Source organism: Variovorax sp. N23 (assembly GCF_025486315.1).
Lineage (GTDB): Bacteria > Pseudomonadota > Gammaproteobacteria > Burkholderiales > Burkholderiaceae_C > Variovorax.
The window spans coordinates 409,120-426,541 of record NZ_JAOOPY010000003.1; the positions used below are offsets into that span (position 1 = coordinate 409,120).

General features: G+C 64.6%; 17 protein-coding genes. 8 read left to right on the top strand and 9 right to left on the bottom strand.

From position 1 onward, the window contains the following. Nucleotides 1–10: 10 nt before the first annotated feature. From N8A90_RS07130 to lptF, 6 genes are all read right to left on the bottom strand, one after another. Nucleotides 11–163, bottom strand: coding sequence for a DUF3309 domain-containing protein (locus N8A90_RS07130; RefSeq protein WP_262073974.1), 153 nt, complete (start codon nucleotides 161–163; stop codon nucleotides 11–13). A 114-nt stretch (nucleotides 164–277) separates the two neighbouring features. Beyond that, the gene (locus N8A90_RS07135; protein WP_262073975.1) at nucleotides 278–1,450 is read right to left on the bottom strand and encodes a pyridoxal phosphate-dependent aminotransferase; all 1,173 of its coding nucleotides are present in this window, start codon (nucleotides 1,448–1,450) and stop codon (nucleotides 278–280) included. Between the two features lie 128 nt (nucleotides 1,451–1,578). After that, nucleotides 1,579–2,520 (bottom strand): CysB family HTH-type transcriptional regulator, encoded by a 942-nt coding sequence (locus N8A90_RS07140; protein WP_262073976.1) that lies wholly within the window; start codon nucleotides 2,518–2,520, stop codon nucleotides 1,579–1,581. 63 nt (nucleotides 2,521–2,583) lie between these two features. Continuing rightward, nucleotides 2,584–2,955 carry a sirohydrochlorin chelatase gene (locus N8A90_RS07145; protein WP_262073977.1) on the bottom strand — a complete coding sequence of 124 codons (372 nt, stop codon included), beginning with the start codon at nucleotides 2,953–2,955 and terminating at the stop codon, nucleotides 2,584–2,586. A 4-nt stretch (nucleotides 2,956–2,959) separates the two neighbouring features. Then, nucleotides 2,960–4,069 (bottom strand): LPS export ABC transporter permease LptG, encoded by a 1,110-nt coding sequence (gene lptG, locus N8A90_RS07150; RefSeq protein WP_262073978.1) that lies wholly within the window; start codon nucleotides 4,067–4,069, stop codon nucleotides 2,960–2,962. Further along, nucleotides 4,066–5,178, bottom strand: a complete 1,113-nt coding sequence (gene lptF, locus N8A90_RS07155) for an LPS export ABC transporter permease LptF (protein WP_262073979.1) — start codon at nucleotides 5,176–5,178, stop codon at nucleotides 4,066–4,068. Before lptF ends, lptG begins: the two co-directional genes overlap by 4 nt. A gap of 22 nt (nucleotides 5,179–5,200) precedes the next feature. Here lptF and N8A90_RS07160 point away from each other — a divergent pair, with 22 nt between their 5' ends. The 7 genes from N8A90_RS07160 to N8A90_RS07190 all read left to right on the top strand — a co-directional run bounded on the left by N8A90_RS07160 (nucleotide 5,201) and on the right by N8A90_RS07190 (nucleotide 13,315). Continuing rightward, nucleotides 5,201–6,712, top strand: coding sequence for a leucyl aminopeptidase (locus tag N8A90_RS07160; RefSeq protein WP_262073980.1), 1,512 nt, complete (start codon nucleotides 5,201–5,203; stop codon nucleotides 6,710–6,712). 12 nt (nucleotides 6,713–6,724) lie between these two features. Further along, nucleotides 6,725–7,165: a DNA polymerase III subunit chi gene (locus N8A90_RS07165; RefSeq protein WP_262073981.1), complete on the top strand. Its 441-nt coding sequence runs from the start codon at nucleotides 6,725–6,727 to the stop codon at nucleotides 7,163–7,165. After that, a complete protein-coding gene (locus tag N8A90_RS07170; RefSeq protein WP_262073982.1) occupies nucleotides 7,162–7,659 on the top strand; it encodes a hypothetical protein in 498 nt (165 codons plus the stop codon). The genes N8A90_RS07165 and N8A90_RS07170 overlap by 4 nt, the downstream gene beginning before the upstream one ends. Nucleotides 7,660–7,782: 123 nt before the next feature. Continuing rightward, nucleotides 7,783–8,988, top strand: a complete 1,206-nt coding sequence (locus tag N8A90_RS07175; RefSeq protein WP_262073983.1) for a branched-chain amino acid ABC transporter substrate-binding protein — start codon at nucleotides 7,783–7,785, stop codon at nucleotides 8,986–8,988. Nucleotides 8,989–9,320: 332 nt separating this feature from the next. Then, nucleotides 9,321–10,553, top strand: coding sequence for a tyrosine-type recombinase/integrase (locus N8A90_RS07180; protein WP_262073984.1), 1,233 nt, complete (start codon nucleotides 9,321–9,323; stop codon nucleotides 10,551–10,553). Between the two features lie 129 nt (nucleotides 10,554–10,682). Beyond that, complete coding sequence (locus N8A90_RS07185) at nucleotides 10,683–11,015, top strand: hypothetical protein (RefSeq protein ID WP_262073985.1); 333 nt, start codon at nucleotides 10,683–10,685, stop codon at nucleotides 11,013–11,015. Continuing rightward, nucleotides 10,979–13,315 (top strand): phage tail tape measure protein, encoded by a 2,337-nt coding sequence (locus tag N8A90_RS07190; RefSeq protein WP_262074001.1) that lies wholly within the window; start codon nucleotides 10,979–10,981, stop codon nucleotides 13,313–13,315. The genes N8A90_RS07185 and N8A90_RS07190 overlap by 37 nt, the downstream gene beginning before the upstream one ends. A 46-nt stretch (nucleotides 13,316–13,361) precedes the next feature. Here N8A90_RS07190 and N8A90_RS07195 read toward each other — a convergent pair whose 3' ends face one another. The 3 genes from N8A90_RS07195 to N8A90_RS07205 are packed head-to-tail and all read right to left on the bottom strand — an operon-like array spanning nucleotide 13,362 to nucleotide 14,926. Beyond that, nucleotides 13,362–14,099, bottom strand: a complete 738-nt coding sequence (locus N8A90_RS07195) for a hypothetical protein (protein WP_262073986.1) — start codon at nucleotides 14,097–14,099, stop codon at nucleotides 13,362–13,364. A 6-nt stretch (nucleotides 14,100–14,105) separates the two neighbouring features. After that, the gene (locus N8A90_RS07200) at nucleotides 14,106–14,603 is read right to left on the bottom strand and encodes a HEPN domain-containing protein (RefSeq protein ID WP_262073987.1); all 498 of its coding nucleotides are present in this window, start codon (nucleotides 14,601–14,603) and stop codon (nucleotides 14,106–14,108) included. Then, entirely contained in the window at nucleotides 14,600–14,926 is a 327-nt protein-coding gene (locus N8A90_RS07205; protein ID WP_262073988.1) for a hypothetical protein, read from the bottom strand. The genes N8A90_RS07200 and N8A90_RS07205 overlap by 4 nt, the downstream gene beginning before the upstream one ends. 646 nt (nucleotides 14,927–15,572) lie before the next feature. On the opposite strand from N8A90_RS07205, the gene N8A90_RS07210 reads away from it, so the two are divergent. Beyond that, nucleotides 15,573–17,279 carry a methyl-accepting chemotaxis protein gene (locus N8A90_RS07210; RefSeq protein WP_316044008.1) on the top strand — a complete coding sequence of 569 codons (1,707 nt, stop codon included), beginning with the start codon at nucleotides 15,573–15,575 and terminating at the stop codon, nucleotides 17,277–17,279. Nucleotides 17,280–17,422: the final 143 nt, after the last annotated feature.

Below are 17,422 nucleotides of genomic sequence, written 5' to 3' on the forward strand. Positions count from 1 at the left end.
CCGCGCAGGCCTATATCCGACCCATGACCAGCAGCACGATCACGATGATCAGAACAAGGCCCAGGCCACCGCTCGGGCCGTAACCCCAATTGCGGCTGTGGCCCCAGGTCGGCAGAACGCCGATCAGCAACAGAATCAGGATGACCAGCAGAATCGTCGACATGAACTTCTCCTAAGGCCCGCAGGCTTTTCAATGAAGCCCCATCGTCGCCGTGCTGCACCCGGGCGACGAGGGGAAACGGCGCCTTCGCCGGTCAGGTCATGCCGACGTTCGGTGTCAGAGCTTGGCCAGTCGCTCCAGGGCATGGTTCAGGGTTTCGTCCTTTTTGGCGAAGCAGAAGCGCACCACGCGCTGATCGAAGCCGTTGCCGTAGAAGGCCGACAGCGGGATGGCGGCGACGCCGATCTCGCGGGTCAGCCACTGGCAGAAGTCGGCTTCGCCCAGGTCGCTCACCGCGCTGATGTCGACGCACTGGAAATAGGTGCCGGCGCTCGGCAGCAGCTTGAAGCGCGTCCTGGCCAGGCCGGCCGCGAACAGGTCGCGCTTGCGCTGGTAGAAGGCCGGCAGGTCGAGGTAGGGCGCCGGGTCGGCCATGTAGCTGGCCAGCGCATGCTGCATCGGCGTGTTGACGGTGAACACGTTGAACTGGTGCACCTTGCGGAACTCGGCCGTCAGCGCAGCGGGGGCGGCCACGGTGCCGACCTTCCAGCCGGTCACGTGGTAGGTCTTGCCGAAGCTGCCGACGATGAAGCTGCGCGCTGCCAGACCAGGGTAGCGGGCCGCGCTTTCGTGTGCGACGCCGTCGAACACCATGTGCTCGTAGACCTCGTCGCTGATCACCAGCACGTCGGTGGGCGCCAGCAGCGCTTCGAGGGCGCGCATTTCCGCGGCGGTCCACACGGTAGCGCTGGGGTTGTGCGGCGTGTTGACGATGATCGCGCGCGTCTTCGGTGTGATCGCCGCGCCGATCTTCGCGAAGTCCGGGCGAAACGTCCCCGGTGTCAGCGGCACGCGAACCGCCACGCCGCCCGCCAGTTCGATGTTGGGCACGTAGCTGTCGTAGCAGGGCTCGAGCACGATCACCTCGTCGCCCGGCCGCACCACGGCGAGCACCGTGGTGATGATGGCCTGCGTGGCGCCGGCGGTCACGGTGATCTCGCTGCCGGCGTCGTAGCGGCGGCCGTACAGCGCCTCGATCTTCGCGGCCATGGCCTGGCGCAGCGCCGGCACGCCAGGCATCGGCGGGTACTGGTTGTGGCCGGCGGCCATGGCCGCGGTCACGTCCGCGAGCAGCCGGGGGTCGCAGTTGAAATCCGGAAAGCCCTGGCCGAGGTTGACTGCGTTCGTCTCGGCGGCGAGCGCCGACATCACGGTGAAGATGGTGGTGCCCATCGTCGGGAACTTGGTGCCGATGGCGGGCGTGCGGGGAGAAGCTGGAACGGTGCTCATGGTGATCATGGGTTCAATGATGCGTTTTCGTGAGACACCGCGGAACCGGCTTTGCCGGGCCGCCGGTGTCGCCCCCGGAAGGGGGAAGGCGCACGCGACACGAAGTGCGCGAAGCCTCGGGGGTGAGCCTAGAGTTCGTAGTCCTGCTGTTGGCCGCTGAGGGCCTTGGCGATCAGGTTGCGGTCGAGCCGGTCGCTCAGCAGTTCGGCGAACTTGAAGACGAAGTTGCGCAGGTAGGCGCTGCGCTTGAAGGCGATGCGGGCGATGTTCTGGCCGAAGATGTGGCCCATCGGCTTGACCACCAGGTCGTCGTTGGTGCTGTCGCGCACCGCCATCTCGGCCACGATGCCGACGCCCAGGCCGAGGCGCACATAGGTCTTGATCACATCCGAGTCGATCGCTTCCAGCGCGATGCGCGGCGCGAGCTTTTTCTGTGCGAAGGCGTGGTCGATGCGCGTGCGGCCGGTGAAGGACGGGTGGTAGGTGATGATCGGCTCGGTCGCCAGGTCTTCCAGCGACACCCGCTCCTTGCTCGCCAGCGGATGGTCCTTGGGCAGCACCAGCACGTGCTGCCATTCGTAGCAGGGCAGGGTGACCAGCTCGCTGTACGCCGCCAGCGATTCGGTCGCGATGCCGATCTCGGCCACCTCGTCGATCACCATGCGTGCCACCTGGTCCGGCGAGCCCTGGTGCAGACTCACGTTGACCTTGGGGTAGGCCTCGCGCAGCCGGGCCACCGGCACCGGCAGCACATAGCGCGCCTGGGTGTGCGTGGTGGCGATCGACAGCGTGCCGCTGTCCTGGGCGCTGAATTGCTCGCCGATGCGCTTGAGGTTGCCGACCTCGCGCATGATCAGCTCGATGCTGGCGATGACGTGCTGGCCGGGTTCGGTCACGCGCTTGAGGCGCTTGCCATGGCGCGCGAAGATCTCGACGCCGAGCTCTTCCTCGAGTTCGATGATGGCCTTGGACACGCCCGGCTGCGAGGTGTGAAGCGCCTTGGCGGCTTCGGTGAGATTCAGGTTCCGCCGCACCGCTTCCTGCACGAACTTGAACTGGTGGAGATTCATAACAAATTCCGTCTTATTGCGGCCTTCATTATGCCTTCTCGGTCTATCGATCTGCCTGAAAGGTCAACTGCGCAATGCGATGTCCGCCAGCAGATCGATGACCTCGGTCGTCTCGCCCACAGCGGGCGCCAGAGAAAACACCACGTCCGGATGCGCGGCACGCAGGGCGTCGACCAACTGAGGTAGATCTTCGCGCACATGCTTGCCCATGCCGAGGAACAGCGGCACGACACGCAGAGAACGCGCGCCGTCGGCGATCAGACGCTTGGCGGCAGTGGGCAGGTCGGGCTCGACCAGTTCGAGGTAGGCGCAGGCCACCGACACATCGGGTTGGCGCGTCGACATGCGGCGCGCGACGGCCTCCACGGGCTCGCGCCAGCGCGCGTCGCGCGAGCCGTGGGCGAAGAGGATGACGGCGAATGGCGCTTCGTGCATGCCGCTAGCGCCTCAGCACGAGCCACCCGAAGGCGCCGAGCGACAGGATGGTGTAGATCAGCCCCGGCGCCGCCGCCGTGAGCCAGGGCATCCAGTTGCTCAGGTTGCCGATGTAGCCGAACACGTTGTTCAGCAGGAAGAAGCTGATGCCGATCAGCACGCCGCCGAACACGTAGCTCGTTACGCCGCTCTGGCGGAAGTGCAGGTAGGCGAAGGGCAGGGCCAGCACGACCATCACCAGGCAGGACAGCGGATAGAACACCTTGCGCCAGAACTGGATCTCGTAGCGCTGGGCGGTCTGGCCGTTGGCCTCCAGGTGGCGGATGAACTCGAACAGGTCGAGCGTGCGCATGCGGTCGGGCTTGAGCAACGCGACCGACACCATCTCGCTGGTGAGCGTGGTCGGCCAGCGGTATTCGGGCATGTGTGTGGTGACGACCTGGGCCTTGTCGCTCGCGCGCGTGTCGTACTTCTGGTGCTCGGCGTCGCTCAGGAGCCAGGCACCGTCGACGATGCGTGCGGTGCTGGCCAGGATCTGAGACGACACGAAGCCCTTGCCGTCGAACTCGAAGATGCGCGGGCTGGTCAGGGTGCCGTCGCGGCTCATGGCCGCCACGTTGACCGCATACGACATGTCGCCCTGTTTCTCCTTCATCCAGGCGCCGGTGGTGCCGACGGTGGCGAGCACGTCGCCGCGGAAGCGCGCCTTGAGCACCTGGGCGCCCCGGTCGGCCGCCGGGGCGATGTAGTCGCCGATCGCGAAGGTCAGCACCACGAAGCCGGCGCCCAGCAGCAGGAGCGAGCGCAACGCCCGCCAGGGCCCCAGCCCGCTGGTGCGCAGGATGGTGTATTCCGAACTCTGCGCCAGCCGGGCCATCACGAAGATGGTGCCGATCAGCACCGTGATCGGCAGCAGCTCGTACAGATGACTCGGCACCAGCAGCGCGACATACGCCAGGGCCTGCGGTGCCCCGTAGCCGAGGCTGTCGGGCTGGCCGATGTCGCTGAGTTCGTCGACGAAGTCGAAGAAGAAGAAGAGCGCCAGGAAGCCGAACGTGACGAAGGCGACGGCCTTGAGCACCTCGGTGTAGATCAGTCGACGGATCGTTTTCACGCGCGGGTCACCCGGGTAAGGGGCGACGCGGCCGGTCGGCGCAGACGCAGCGCCCAGTTGTTGTTGCGCTTGAGCAGCCAGAGGCTGGCGAACAGCAGGATCCCGCCGTGCAACGCCAGCAGGAAGGCGCCCATGCCGATGCGGCCCGAGCCGACCCAGTTCTGCCCGAGGTTCAGCAGGTTGAAGTACACGACGAAGGCGAACAGGGCCAGCAGCAGATTGGCGCTGCGCCCCACCCGCGGGTTCACGTTCGACAGGGTCAGCGCCAGCAGCACGAAGTTGATGCCGGCGAACAGCAGGCCGATGCGCCACGCCAGCTCGCCCAGGTTCTGCGGCGACGGCTCCATCACCAGCTTCATGGTCGGCCGGGCGGGCAGCGGCGTCGCGTCGGAGGCCATGGCCACATCGCCGCCCACCTTCGTGCCGTAGCTGTCGAACTCGCTGATCTTCAGCGTCTTCTCGTCGAGCGAACGCTCGAGCCGCTGGCCGTTGCTCAGCATCAGGTAGCGGGTGTCACCCACGCTTTCGAGGCGTCCGCTGCGGGCCGACGTGATGATCTGCAGGTTGCGCTCGATCGAGGAGATGAACACGTTGGTGGCCGTCGCGGCGTCGGGCGTGTCCTTGTCGATGAAGAACACGCGGTTGCGGCTGGCGGATTCGCGGAACTCGCCGGGCGCGATGCGCTCCAGGTCGCCGCGGCGCTCGTACTGGGCGCGCATGCCCTGCGTCTGCGAATTGGCCCAGGGCCAGCCGACCAGGGCCAGCACGGCGATCAGCAGCAACACCGGCCAGGCGAAACGGAACAGGGGGTGGACGAAGTCGATCAGCCCGCGACCGCTGGAGAACCAGATCACCATCTCGCTGTCCCGGTACATGCGCGAGAGCGTGCCCACGATCGCGACGAAGAGGCTGAGGCTGAGGATGGTCGGCATGTAGCCGAGCACCGTGTAGGCCATCACGAGCAGCACGTCGGACGGGTTGACGCTGCCCTTGGAAGCAAGGCCGAGCGTGCGGATCAGCATCATGGTCATCACGATGGTGATCAGCACCACCAGCGTGGCTCCGAAGCTGCGCGACAGCTCCTTGCGCAAAGAGGAATGGAATAACATCGTCGAGCGAAAGAAAAGGATTATGGACTTTCAACTCAAGACCCTCAGCACCGCCCAGGCGGCCACCGACAAGACCGACGCGCTGATCGTGCTCGTCGCCGATGGTGCGAAGGCGGCGGCGCCTTCCAGGACCGATGCACTGGCCACCGCCCTCGAGGCGGTCCGCCAGGCCGGCGACCTGCCGGTCAAGGCCGGCAAGCTGCTCGCGTTGTACCGGCCGGCCGGCGTGACCGCGCCGCGCGTGCTGCTGGTCGGCGCGGGAGACGGCTCTGCCGGCGCGGTGCGCAATGCCGTCGGGGCCGCCATTCAGGCGGTGAAGGCGGTCGGGCCCAAGCGGGTCACGGTGCTGCTCGCGCCGGGCATGGATGCAGGGGCCGTGCGTGCCGCCGTGATCGCCGCGGCCGACGCGAGCTACGTCTACGCCACCACCAAGCCGAAGGTCGAGGCGCGCAGCATCCGCCAGCTGGTGATCGGCGTGGCCGACGCATCCGCGGTGAAGGCGGCGTTCGCCGAAGCCAGTGCCGCGGTGGCCGGCATCGAGCTGGCGAAGGAATGGGGCAACCGCCCTGCCAACCACTGCACGCCGACGCTGCTGGCGGGAGCCGCCCAGGCGCTCGGTGCCTTGCCGCGCATCCACTGCGAAGTGTTGGGTCCGAAGGAAGTCGCGAAGCTCGGCATGGGCTCCTTCGCGGCCGTGGCCCAGGGTTCGTCCGAACCGCTGCGTTTCATCGTGCTGCGCTACCAGGGCGCCGCGAAGGACCAGGCGCCGGTCGTGCTGGTCGGCAAGGGCATCACCTTCGACACCGGCGGCGTGTCGATGAAGCCCGCCGCCGAAATGGACGAGATGAAGTTCGACATGTGCGGCGCGGCCAGCGTGCTGGGCGTGTTCCGCGCGCTGGCTGAACTCAAGCCCGCGATCAACGTCGTCGGCCTGATCCCCGCGGCCGAGAACATGAACGACGGCAAGGCGCTCAAGCCGGGCGATGTCGTGACCAGCATGAGCGGCCAGACCATCGAAGTGCTCAACACCGATGCCGAGGGCCGCCTCATCCTGTGCGACGCGTTGACCTATGCCAAGCGCTTCGGCCCGGCCGCCGTCATCGACATCGCGACGCTGACCGGTGCCTGCGTGGTCGCCCTGGGCGGCGTGCGCAGCGGCCTGTTCTCCAGCAACGAGGCGCTCGCCACGGCGTTGAGCGCCGCTGGCGACCGCGCACAGGACCTGTGCTGGCGCCTGCCGCTGGACGACGAGTACGCCGAAGGTCTCAAGAGCAACTTCGCCGACGTGGCCAACATCGCAGGCCGCGCAGGCGGGGCCATCACGGCCGCCAAGTTCCTGCAGCGCTTCACCGCCGACTTCCCGTGGGCGCACCTCGACATCGCCGGGACGGCCTGGAAGAGCGGCAGCGCCAAGGGCTCGACCGGCCGGCCGGTGGGCCTGCTGCTGTCCTACCTGATGGCCCGGGCGGCAGAGGGCGCCAGGGCGCCGGCTGCACCGCGCAAGGCTTCTCGCAAGACACGCGCGACCCCTTGAGTCGGCCAGCGCATGACCGAGATCGACTTCCACTTCAACACGCCCGACAAGGTGAACTACGCCTGCCGGCTGCTGCGCAAGGCCGTGGCGGCGCGCGGCGCGCGGGTGGTGGTGGTCGGTGACGTGTCGACGATCGAGGCGATCGACGCGGCGCTGTGGCAGTTCTCGGCGGTCGACTTCATCGCGCATTGCCGCGCCAGTGCTGAGCCGTCGGTGCTGGCACGCTCGCCCGTGGTGCTGATGGACGGTGCCGATGCCGCGCTGCCGCACCAGCAGGTGCTGCTCAATCTCGATGCCCCGGTGCCGGGCGGTTTCGAGCGCTTCGAGCGCCTGATCGACATCGTGACCGACGACGAACTGGACCGCCGGGAGGCGCGCGCCCGCTGGCGGCACTACGCCGACCGTGGCTACGCCATCACCCGGCACCAGTTCCAGGGGGGCGCTTCGCGATGAATGCGCCGCGAACGCCGCCGCGCTTCGTGCCGACACTCACCACGGTGCTCGAGCCCCTGGTGCCGCTGGTGCCGAGCGAGCCGGCGGCGCCTGCGCAGACTGAAAGCGGCCCGGCGCCCGATGCTCCGGCCGCGGTGGAATCCGCGGACCCCTCGCCGCCGCCCATCGCAGCGGCCGTGTCCGACCTGCCGGACCTGCCGAACTTGCGCGATGCCATCGCGCTCGACCCCGCCACGCGCTTCGGCGAGATGGAGCGCTTCGCGCTGGAAGAGCAGTTGCTGCACCGGGTGATGCAGCGTGTCGACCTGCGGCTCGAGGAGCGTCTGAGCGATGTGGTCGCGGCGGCCGTGCAGGCCCAGCTCGACCAGATGGTGCCGCGTCTGCGCGATGAAATCGAGGACGTTCTTCGCACGCTGGTGACCGAGGCGTTGGCCCAGGAGCTGCATGAGAAACCCGGGTCCAACCCACCCGGGACAGGCGCTTCGTTCGGCTAAACTGCGCCCGGTTCGACGGCGCGAGGGGCTGAAAAACGAGGTCCGGCGCGGAAGTTGCTGTGCTGTCGTACCCGGTTCAAGAGACCGGTTTTTTACTCTATCCATCATGTTCTGGAGGTTCCCATGCAAATGAAATGGACTGCGGTCGCACTGGCTGCTCTCACGCTAGTGGCTTGCGGCAAGAAAGAAGAAGCCGCTGCACCCGCCGCTGCGCCGGCGCCCACGGCTGCGGCACCCGCTGCTGCACCTCCCGCCGAAATGCTGGTCGTCAAGATCGGTCACGTCGCCCCCACCAGCGGCGCCATCGCCCACCTGGGCAAGGACAACGAGCTCGGCGCCAAGATGGCCATCGAAGACCTGAACGCTAAGGGCCTGAAGATTGGTGACAAGACCGCCAAGTTCGAACTGCTGGCCGAAGACGACGCCGCCGATCCGAAGCAAGGCACGGCCGTCGCCCAGAAGCTGGTCGACAGCAAGGTCAACGGCGTGGTCGGTCACCTGAACTCGGGCACCACCATCCCCGCGTCCAAGCTGTACAGCGACGCCGGCATTCCGCAGATCTCGCCCTCGGCGACCAACCCCAAGTACACGCGTCAGGGCTTCAAGACCACGTTCCGCGTGGTGGCCGATGACACGCAACTGGGCGGCACCCTCGGCAAGTACGCCGTCGAAACGCTCAAGGGCAAGAACATCGCCGTCATCGACGACCGCACGGCCTACGGCCAGGGCGTTGCCGAAGAATTCGAGAAGGCCGCCAAGGCCGCCGGCGGCACGATCGTCGGCCACGAATTCACCACCGACAAGTCGACCGACTTCAATGCCATCCTGACCAAGCTCAAGGGCGCCAAGCCCGACGTGCTGTTCTTCGGCGGCATGGACGCCGTCGGCGGCCCGATGCTCAAGCAGGTCAAGCAACTCGGCATGAACGTCAAGTTCATGGGCGGCGACGGCCTGTGCACCGGCGAACTGGCCAAGCTGGCCGGCGATGCGATCGGTGAAGACATGGTTGTCTGCGCAGAAGCCGGCGGCGTGGACGGCGACTTCAAGGCGCCGCTGGATGCCTGGAAGACGAAGTTCAAGGAGAAGAACGGCGTCGACGTCCAGATCTACGCGCCGTACGTGTACGACGCCGTGAACGTGCTGGCCGCCGCGATGGTCAAGGCCGGTTCCGCCGAGCCCGAGAAGTACCTGCCGGAAATCAGCAAGATCGAATACAAGGGCCTGACCGGCCCGATCGCCTTCGACGAAAAGGGCGACATCAAGAACGGCGCCCTGACCCTGTACACGTACAAGGGTGGTGCACGCACGCAGATCGCCGTGGTGCGCTGAGCGACCGACTGAACACCGGCGGTTCGCCGCCGGTTCGGACCCAGGGGCCTTCGGGCCCCTTTTTCGTGGGCGCGGCATCTTCATCTTGGATGAATGAGGACGAAAAAAAGCCCCGGCAAGCGGGGCGTTCTTCCGAGGGCAGTGGAAATGCCCTCGCATCAGTCTGTTGGCGGAGCAGGCGTCCCCATATGCCACGTCCTAAGCGATCCCGAGGCATGCAGATTTCTCTCTCTGCCAGAGGGAAAGACCGGTAAAAAGCTGCGAAAACCATCCTTGACAATCCAGCGCAATGCGGCGCCTAATGTGGTAACGGTTACCACTAGGATGGACAGATGCCAAGGAAGGCGGTCGAGCTTGGAGCTTTGCAGGTCAGTCGGCTGAAGATGCCGGGGCGTCATGCCGTCGGCGGGGTGGCCGGCTTGCATCTGTGGATCAAAGCCACCGGCGCCAAGTCTTGGATCTTGCGCGTGCTCGTCGGGCCGGTGCGGAAAGACATCGGCCTTGGAGGCTTTCCTGATGTCACCCTTGCTGGTGCTCGCGATGCTGCGCGGCGTGCCCGCGACCAGATCGTGCAGGGCATCGATCCCGTCGAGCAGCGCAAGCAGGCAAGGGCGCTGCTGATGGCCGAGAACGCCACGGCCAAGACCTTCAGCCAGTGCGCAGAGGCTTTCATCGATGCCAAGGGCGACGAGTGGGACAACCCGAAGCACAGGCAGCAGTGGATCAACACGCTCAAGACCTACGCAGACCCGCACATCGGCGAACTGCTGGTGCGCGACATCACGCTGGCGCACATCCTTGAGGTGCTGCAGCCGATCTGGAAGACCAAGACCGAGACGGCCACGCGCGTGCGCGGCCGAATCGAGGCGGTGCTCGACTGGGCCACTGTGCGGGGCTACCGCCAGGGCGACAACCCGGCGCGATGGAAAGGCCACCTTGAGCAGTTGCTGCCTAAGCCCTCCAAGGTCTCGAAGGTCGAGCACCACGCCGCGGTGGCCCTGGACGACATGGCGGGCTTCTGGACTCGGCTCAAGGCGGCGAACGGGAACGGTGCCCGCGCCCTTGAACTGGCGATCCTGACCGCCGCGCGCTCGGGCGAGGTTCGCGGCGCACGCTGGCCTGAGTTCGACCTTGAGGCCAAGCTTTGGACCATTCCGGCCGACCGGATGAAGGGCAAACGCGAGCACCGTGTGCCGTTGTCGAAACAAGCAATCGAGTTGCTGAACGCCACGCCGCGCGTAGACGGGACTGACGTTGTTTTCCCCGGCGTGAAGGGCCAACCGTTGAGCGACATGAGCCTTCTCAAGGTGATGCGGACCATGGGCCTGGAACAGGTTCCGCATGGGTTCCGGTCGACCTTCCGAGATTGGGCGGCAGAGCGCACCAACTTCCCGCGCGACCTGGCCGAAATGGCACTCGCGCACGTTGTGGAGTCGAAGGTGGAAGCGGCCTACCGCCGCGGCGACATGTTCGCAAAGCGGCTACAGATGATGCAGGCGTGGGCCGATTTCATCGAGACGCCGGTCAAGAAGGGCAACGTCGTGCATATGGCCCGAACAGGATGAAAGCCGCGTCTCAGGGCGTAAATGTGTGGAGATCACACATTTGATCTGAGGCAAATCCAGGCGGCCGGAACGGTGGTGGAACACCAGACCGGCCTAACTCCCAAGGCAATCTCTACAAGGAACACTGCCATGAAAGCTCCCAGCATTATCCCTACGGCCGCGGCGCGCGACGCGGCAACTGTTCACGCTCACGGCGCCGAAATCGCCGACCTCACCATCTCCATCAACCCCGAGTGGACCTTCGTCGAGTACGTTGGAACCTGGGCGCAGCTCGTGGGCGAAGGGCTGATTTCAGATGGCGCCGAAAAGCCGATTGGCCGACGACGCGAAGAATGGAAGTCTGGAAGCTTTACGTATTGGCTGCGACGCACTCGCCCGGTTGACTTCAAGGGCAAACAAAAGGAGTCCCTGCGCAGTTCACCGACATCGTCACCAGCCTCCAAGGTGGGCAGGCCCCTCTGACGGTCTTTCTGCAGCAGGGTGGCCAGTTGAAGGACATGTTTGGCGGACTCGGCCCGGCCGCGCGCGCTCTGGGTGGCTACGTGGCCAGTCTGGTTTCGCCGTTCACGCTGGCGGCGGCTGGTATTGGTGTCCTGGCTTTCGCCTACTCCAAGGGCTCGCAGGAGTCGTCGGCGTACTCGAAGGCGCTGATTCTGACCGGCAATGCTGCTGGCACGACTGCGAACCAACTGAGCAACATGGCGGCATCGATCGCCAAGACGAACAGTTCACTCACGCGGGGAGGTGCAGCCGAAGCCCTGACGACGCTCGCGGAGACTGGTGCGATCGGCGTCGAGAACCTCGAGCGCTACGCCGCGGCTGCTGCCAACTTCGAAATCGTTGCCGGGCAGTCCGTCGAAAAGACGGCCGAGGCATTCAAGGATCTGCAGAAGGAGCCCCTCGATGCGGCGGTGAAGTTGGACTCGAAGATCCACTTCCTGACGGCTACCACTTACGAACACATCAAGTCCCTGCAGGATCAAGGCAAGGCATCGGAAGCAGCGCGCGCTGCACAAAACGCCTACGCTGACGCGCTTGAAGCTCGGTCCAAGCAGCTCAGCCAGAACCTTGGCTTCCTGGAAAACTCATGGCGAAGTGTGGGGAATACGGCCAAGGGCGCATGGGACGCGATGCTTGGCGTTGGTCGCTCGCAAACCGGCACTGAGCAACTGGCATCGCTCAAGCAGCAGCTTGCAGATCGCACCTCGCGCGGCCCCCTGAATGGCCTTCCTGGCGTTTCTGACGCCTTCGAAAAGGGCAACGCTGCTCTGCGCGCTCAGATCTCCTACATCGAGCGCGTCAATGACTCGCTCGGCAAACAAGCCACCGTGCAAGCCGCGTCTACCAAGCAAGTGCAGGCACGGGCAGAATGGGACAAAGAAGGCGAGAAGTTCCTTTCGAACCGACTGAAGCGAGAGCAGGAGATTGCAAAGGTGAGAGCGGCCGGCGTTGCCGCGGGCGCCTCTGAGTCGGACATCCAGGATCGAATCAAGAACATCAACGAGAAGTTCAAAGACCCGAAAGGCGCCGCGCCCAAGGCGTTCCAGGACGACGCTGCGACCAAGTTCCTGGAGACCCTTCGTCAGACCGAGTCGACGCTGAAGGACCAGCTTGCCGGCGAGCTGAAGATCACCGGCGAGCAGCGCGAACAGGTCAAGTTCCAGCAGCTCATTGCCGATCTGAAGGACAAGAAGATCCTGACGGCCGAGCAGAAGAGCCTGATGGCGAACAAGGATGCCATCGACGCCCAACTCGCCAAAAACGCGGCACTCTCGGGACAGATCAAGTTCGAAGAGAAGATCGCAGAGATCGTGAAGCAGTCAGGCGCAGACGCCGAAGCTCTGCGTCGCACGGTCGAGAGCATCGACGCTTCGATCGCGTCGGGCGCTTCTGGTCGTGCAGAGCAGTACGACCGCATGATCGACTCTCTGGGCCTAGGTGAGCAGGCCCGAAAGATGGTCGAGGCAGAGAAGTCGATCCGCAACGAGTTCCGCCGCTATCAGCTTCGTGTCGATGACGAGTTTGGCAAGAAGGACATGCTTGGGTCGGACGCCTACGCGGAGGCAACCGCCAAGATCAAGGCTTCCCTCGGCGATGCGCTGGCCACTCAGAAGAAGTACTACGCCGACGAGGCCGCTGCGCGGGCCGATTGGAAGCTTGGCGCGACTGCTGCTCTGGCTGATTATGCGAAGTACGTCGACGACGTCGCGGGCTCCACGGGCCGCACGCTCTCCGACTCGTTCAAGGGTGCGGAAGATGCCATCGTCAGCTTCGCCACCACTGGCAAGCTCAGCTTCAAGAGCCTCGCTGATTCGATCATTGCCAACATGGTTCGCATGGCTGTGCAGCAATCCATCACCGGGCCGCTCGCGAAGGGGTTTCTCGGCCTGCTTGGTGGCAGTGGGGTTAGCTCGGCCGCGCTCGGCGGCGCGAACACTGTCGGCGCTTTCGGTGGCGACGCACTTGGTGCGCTGATCTCGCTCGGAGGTCTCGACAAGCGCGCCGCTGGTGGTCCGGTCAGCAGTGGCACGCCATACCTGGTTGGCGAGAAGGGGCCGGAAGTTTTTGTGCCTGGCGCTTCAGGCGGCATCGTTCCGAATCACGCGCTCGGCGGCGGTGGGGCGCCCGTCAGCATCGTGATAAACACGACCGTCGGCGACGTGCCTACCTTGTCGATGGTGCGCGAGGCGCAGGCGGGCACCGAGCGACGCATCATGAACCAGCTGCGCCGCAGCCGCGGCTATGCGGGAGAGGCCACCTGACAATGGTCCAGGGCGATGACCTGGTCATCCGGGTGTCACCGCAGGGCTATGGCCAATCTCTGTACAGAGGACGCTGACTGTATTTGGGCAGTGGAGCTTCAACACCAACAGGCTCGGTCCTCGCGGCTTTCGGCTCAAACGTGATGATGGTGTGACTCGGGAAGACCAGCTTCAATTTCGCCTGAAGTGACGGCCCAGCCGCCTCAAGCGCGCACATGGCGTCGTCGACCAACTCGTAAACGATGTCGGTTGACCGCCTAAGCGTCATCGTCAGCATGTCGCCGATGGCTTTCTCTATCAGCTCACCTGGCAGTCTCGTGGCACCCGACTCCCCGACCGCCGCCGCAAGCGCCGGCTGGAACTGCTCACGATGGACCAGAGATCGCATGTTGATGTGGTCAATGCATCCATGAAACTTTGCATCCAGCACAGAAAACTCGAGTACCAAGTTTTGGGCCTCTGAGTCCAGCAAGAAAGTTAGCGACGGAATGTCCACTTGTGAGTGAGATGGCTTTAGTTCCAGCAGCGCACCGTTCTGTAAGTGCCGACCGGGCGATGACCGGTTCGCGAGCAGATGCTGGTCGTAAAAGTTCCGCAGCAACATGTACTGCCGTGCCAAGACGATCATCGCAGCATTGCAGGCTTCCACCTGTCGCTCCTCAACTGCCTTCGCGTGCTGCAGCTTGTTGAACAGAAAAGCCAAGTAGGCGCCGATGAAAGATGTCCCAAGGGTCACGACACCTGTGACTAGTAGCTCGATGCTCTTCGGTATTTCATCGGCCATAGATGGCTATCCTTCGTCTGTTGCTGGTGGTGCATCACGCTGGAGCAGTGCGATCGCCCCGCCCGCGAGCGCTCGCATGAAATCGATGCTGATGCTTAGCTCTTCCTTTTCGAAGGCGTAGCGCCAATCTTCGAACGTGTCGCGCACCGCTGCCAAACGCTCGAGGAACAAGAACAACGGCGTGTCTGCGGTGTGATTGCCGAGTTCACGTACAACCTGGGGAGGCAAGGCAACACAAAGCGTGTGCAGGTCATGTCCTCGGCTCGGATGGCCGTGGTGCAGCCAATGCAGCCCTTTCAATGCCAGTTCCGCAGCAAACGCATAGTTGACCACCTCAGGGTAGGCAAGCCAGACATCGAGGCGGTGCGGCAAATCGGTTCGGCTGGCATCTTCCGCCGCCTGGCAAAACTGGCTCGCCGCCTCGAGGATGCGATGGTCGAATGGGATTAACACCAACTCTTGAGGAGCGCCACTCTTGCGCTTGCCTCGTTTCTGCTCAGTCATTGTTGAAGCTTCTTCGCCCACTTGCCGGCCATAGCCATGGAAATTCCGCACGCCGCGAGGAGCCCGAGTCCGATCCAGCCGCTGGTCGTCTCGGGCACGAAGAGGCGCAACCACCACGGCAGCCCCGACATGATGTCCGGGGGCACCACGCCCGCGCGAGCTGAGATCCGCTCAATCTTGTGCCCCAGCTTGTCGAAGCGCCAACCGAGCACCGCCATCGCGGACGCCAAGGCAAACAGCGCACGTCCGCAAAAGCTGAACGCCCCCGGGTGTCTGAGGAGCAGGCCGAGAAGCCATTCGTTCACCGCCTCCAATGCCTTCATGTCACTCCTCGTTGTTGGAGCGCAGATCGTAGCGCCGGCCGCGGTGTGATCGCGAGGCTGATACCAAAGTCTGAGGCGCGGCGCAGCGGGGCTTTCATTGATTGCCACAGCCGGCCATAGCTTCGACCATCCGCATCCCTTCAAGGAGGTTGGATGGAGTACTTTGTGGAATGCGCTTCCTGCGGTGCGATGGTAGATAGGCGACGAGGCACCGCGGGAAGAACACCAAAGGTCTGTTCACGGCGCTGCGCAGGACTTTCGCGTTGGGCCTCTACTGGGGCTTGGCGGGCCTCCGTTCATCGCATGAAGACGTAGCCAGGTAGACCCCTGGTCACTACAGTGCGACCATGTGCAGCCACTACCAGGCCGAGAAGCGCCGGCACTTCTACGAAAAGCGCTTTGGGATTAGGTTACCGCCCGAGTGGGAGCCGCCCCCTGGTGGCAGCCACATCTATCCCACGCAGTTCGCGCCGATCATTCGCCGGCCACCGGAGACGCGCGCTGCTGGTGCCGGTCGACTACAGCCGTGGTGGCAAGCTGAAGCCAGATTGACAACCTTACGGCCGATGTTTGACAACCTTATGCCCCTGGCGCTTCGGCGCTGGGGGGATTATTTCAGCAGCCTGTTAGTCGAGGCCTTCATTTTTTGTCTACGGCGCCGATAGAGCATGTGCGAACTCCGCATCGAAGATGGCCTCGAGCCGTCTCCGCTGACTCTCTTTCCTTTTCCGATGCCTCTGTAGGAGGTTGGAGCTTTCCGATGAATTTCCTTCTCAACCTGCGCATAGGGACGCGTCTTGCCCTCGGTTTCGCGCTGGTGCTCATCCTGTTGGCATTGGTCTGCGCGATCGGCTGGCTCGGACTGACCAAGGTCGGTCAGTCGACGCACGCCATCCTGTCCCAGTCGTTGGTTAAGGAGCGACTGGCGACGGAATGGCTGACGAACGTGCGTGCGAACACGGTGGCCAGCTTCGCGATGGTGAAGGCCACGGATCCACAGGTCATCGCCTACTTCGGCAAAACCATCGCTGCCGGATCGGCACGCATCGGGCCCCTGCAGAAGCAAGTCGAGTCGATGCTGAGCACCCCTGAAGAAAAGGCGATGTATGCCGAGCTGGGGGTCGCGCGTGCAAACTTGATCGAAACGCTCGCCGCGATCAACAAACTGAAGGAGGGTGGGCAGTACGCGGAGGCGAACGCGCAGGTCGACACAAAATTCACCGAGGCGGTGGCCGGCTACAGCGGCGCGGTCGAGGCGATCGCCAACCACCAACGGGAAAAGATCGACACCGAAGCGGTTCGGATGGACAAGGAATACACATCGAGCCGCACGTTGCTTCTGGTGTGGTCCGGCATCGCCCTGGTGGTCGGTGTGCTCCTGGCTTGGCGCCTGACCATGGGCATCGTGCGTCCGCTGGGCCAGGCCGTCGCCGTCGCCGAGACCATCGCATCGGGAAATCTGAACGCGCACATCGTGTCTGAGGGCCGCGACGAGACCGGCCTGCTGATGCAGGCGCTGAAGGCGATGAACGACAGCCTGGCCAAGGTAGTGGGCGAGGTCCGCCACGGCACCGAGACCATCGCCACCGCGTCCGGCGAGATCGCATCCGGCAACCAGGACCTCTCCTCGCGTACCGAGGAGCAAGCCAGCTCGCTGGAGCAGACGGCCGCCTCGATGGAGGAACTCACCTCCACCGTCAAGCAGAACGCGGACAACGCACGCCAGGCCAACCAACTGGCAGCATCGGCATCCGAAGTGGCGGTGCGCGGCGGCACGGTGGTCAGCCAGGTGGTGAACACCATGGGCTCGATCAACACCTCGTCCAAGAAGATCGTGGACATCATCGCGGTCATCGACGGCATCGCCTTCCAGACCAACATCCTGGCGCTGAATGCCGCCGTGGAAGCGGCGCGTGCCGGCGAGCAGGGCCGCGGCTTTGCGGTCGTGGCGTCCGAAGTGCGCAGCCTGGCGCAGCGCTCGGCCGCGGCGGCCAAGGAAATCAAGATCCTGATCGATGACTCGGTCAGCAAGGTCGCGGCCGGCAGCCAGCAGGTCGAAGAAGCAGGCAAGACCATGGACGAGATCGTGGCGAGTGTTCGTCGTGTGACGGACATCATGGGCGAGATCAGTGCCGCAAGCCACGAGCAGACGCAGGGCATCGAGCAGATCAACCAGGCCATCACGCAGATGGACCAGGTCACGCAGCAGAACGCCGCGCTGGTGGAAGAGGCCGCTGCGGCCGCCGCCTCGCTGCAGGAGCAGGCCGGCAGCTTAGTGCAGGTGGTCAGCGTGTTCACCGTCGGCGCGGAGTCGGCCGGCCCCACGGTGGCGCGCGTGCGCGGTCGCGCATGAAGGTAAGGAAGTAGGTTGGGCTGGTGTTGTACTTGTCGATAGCCTTGAACCCGGCAGCCAGGGTAGTGAATCGCCCCGGCATTCGCGGAGGCTGTTTGGTTTAAGTCAGGCCGTCACCGAGATGGCCTGACTGGCGAGTTGCC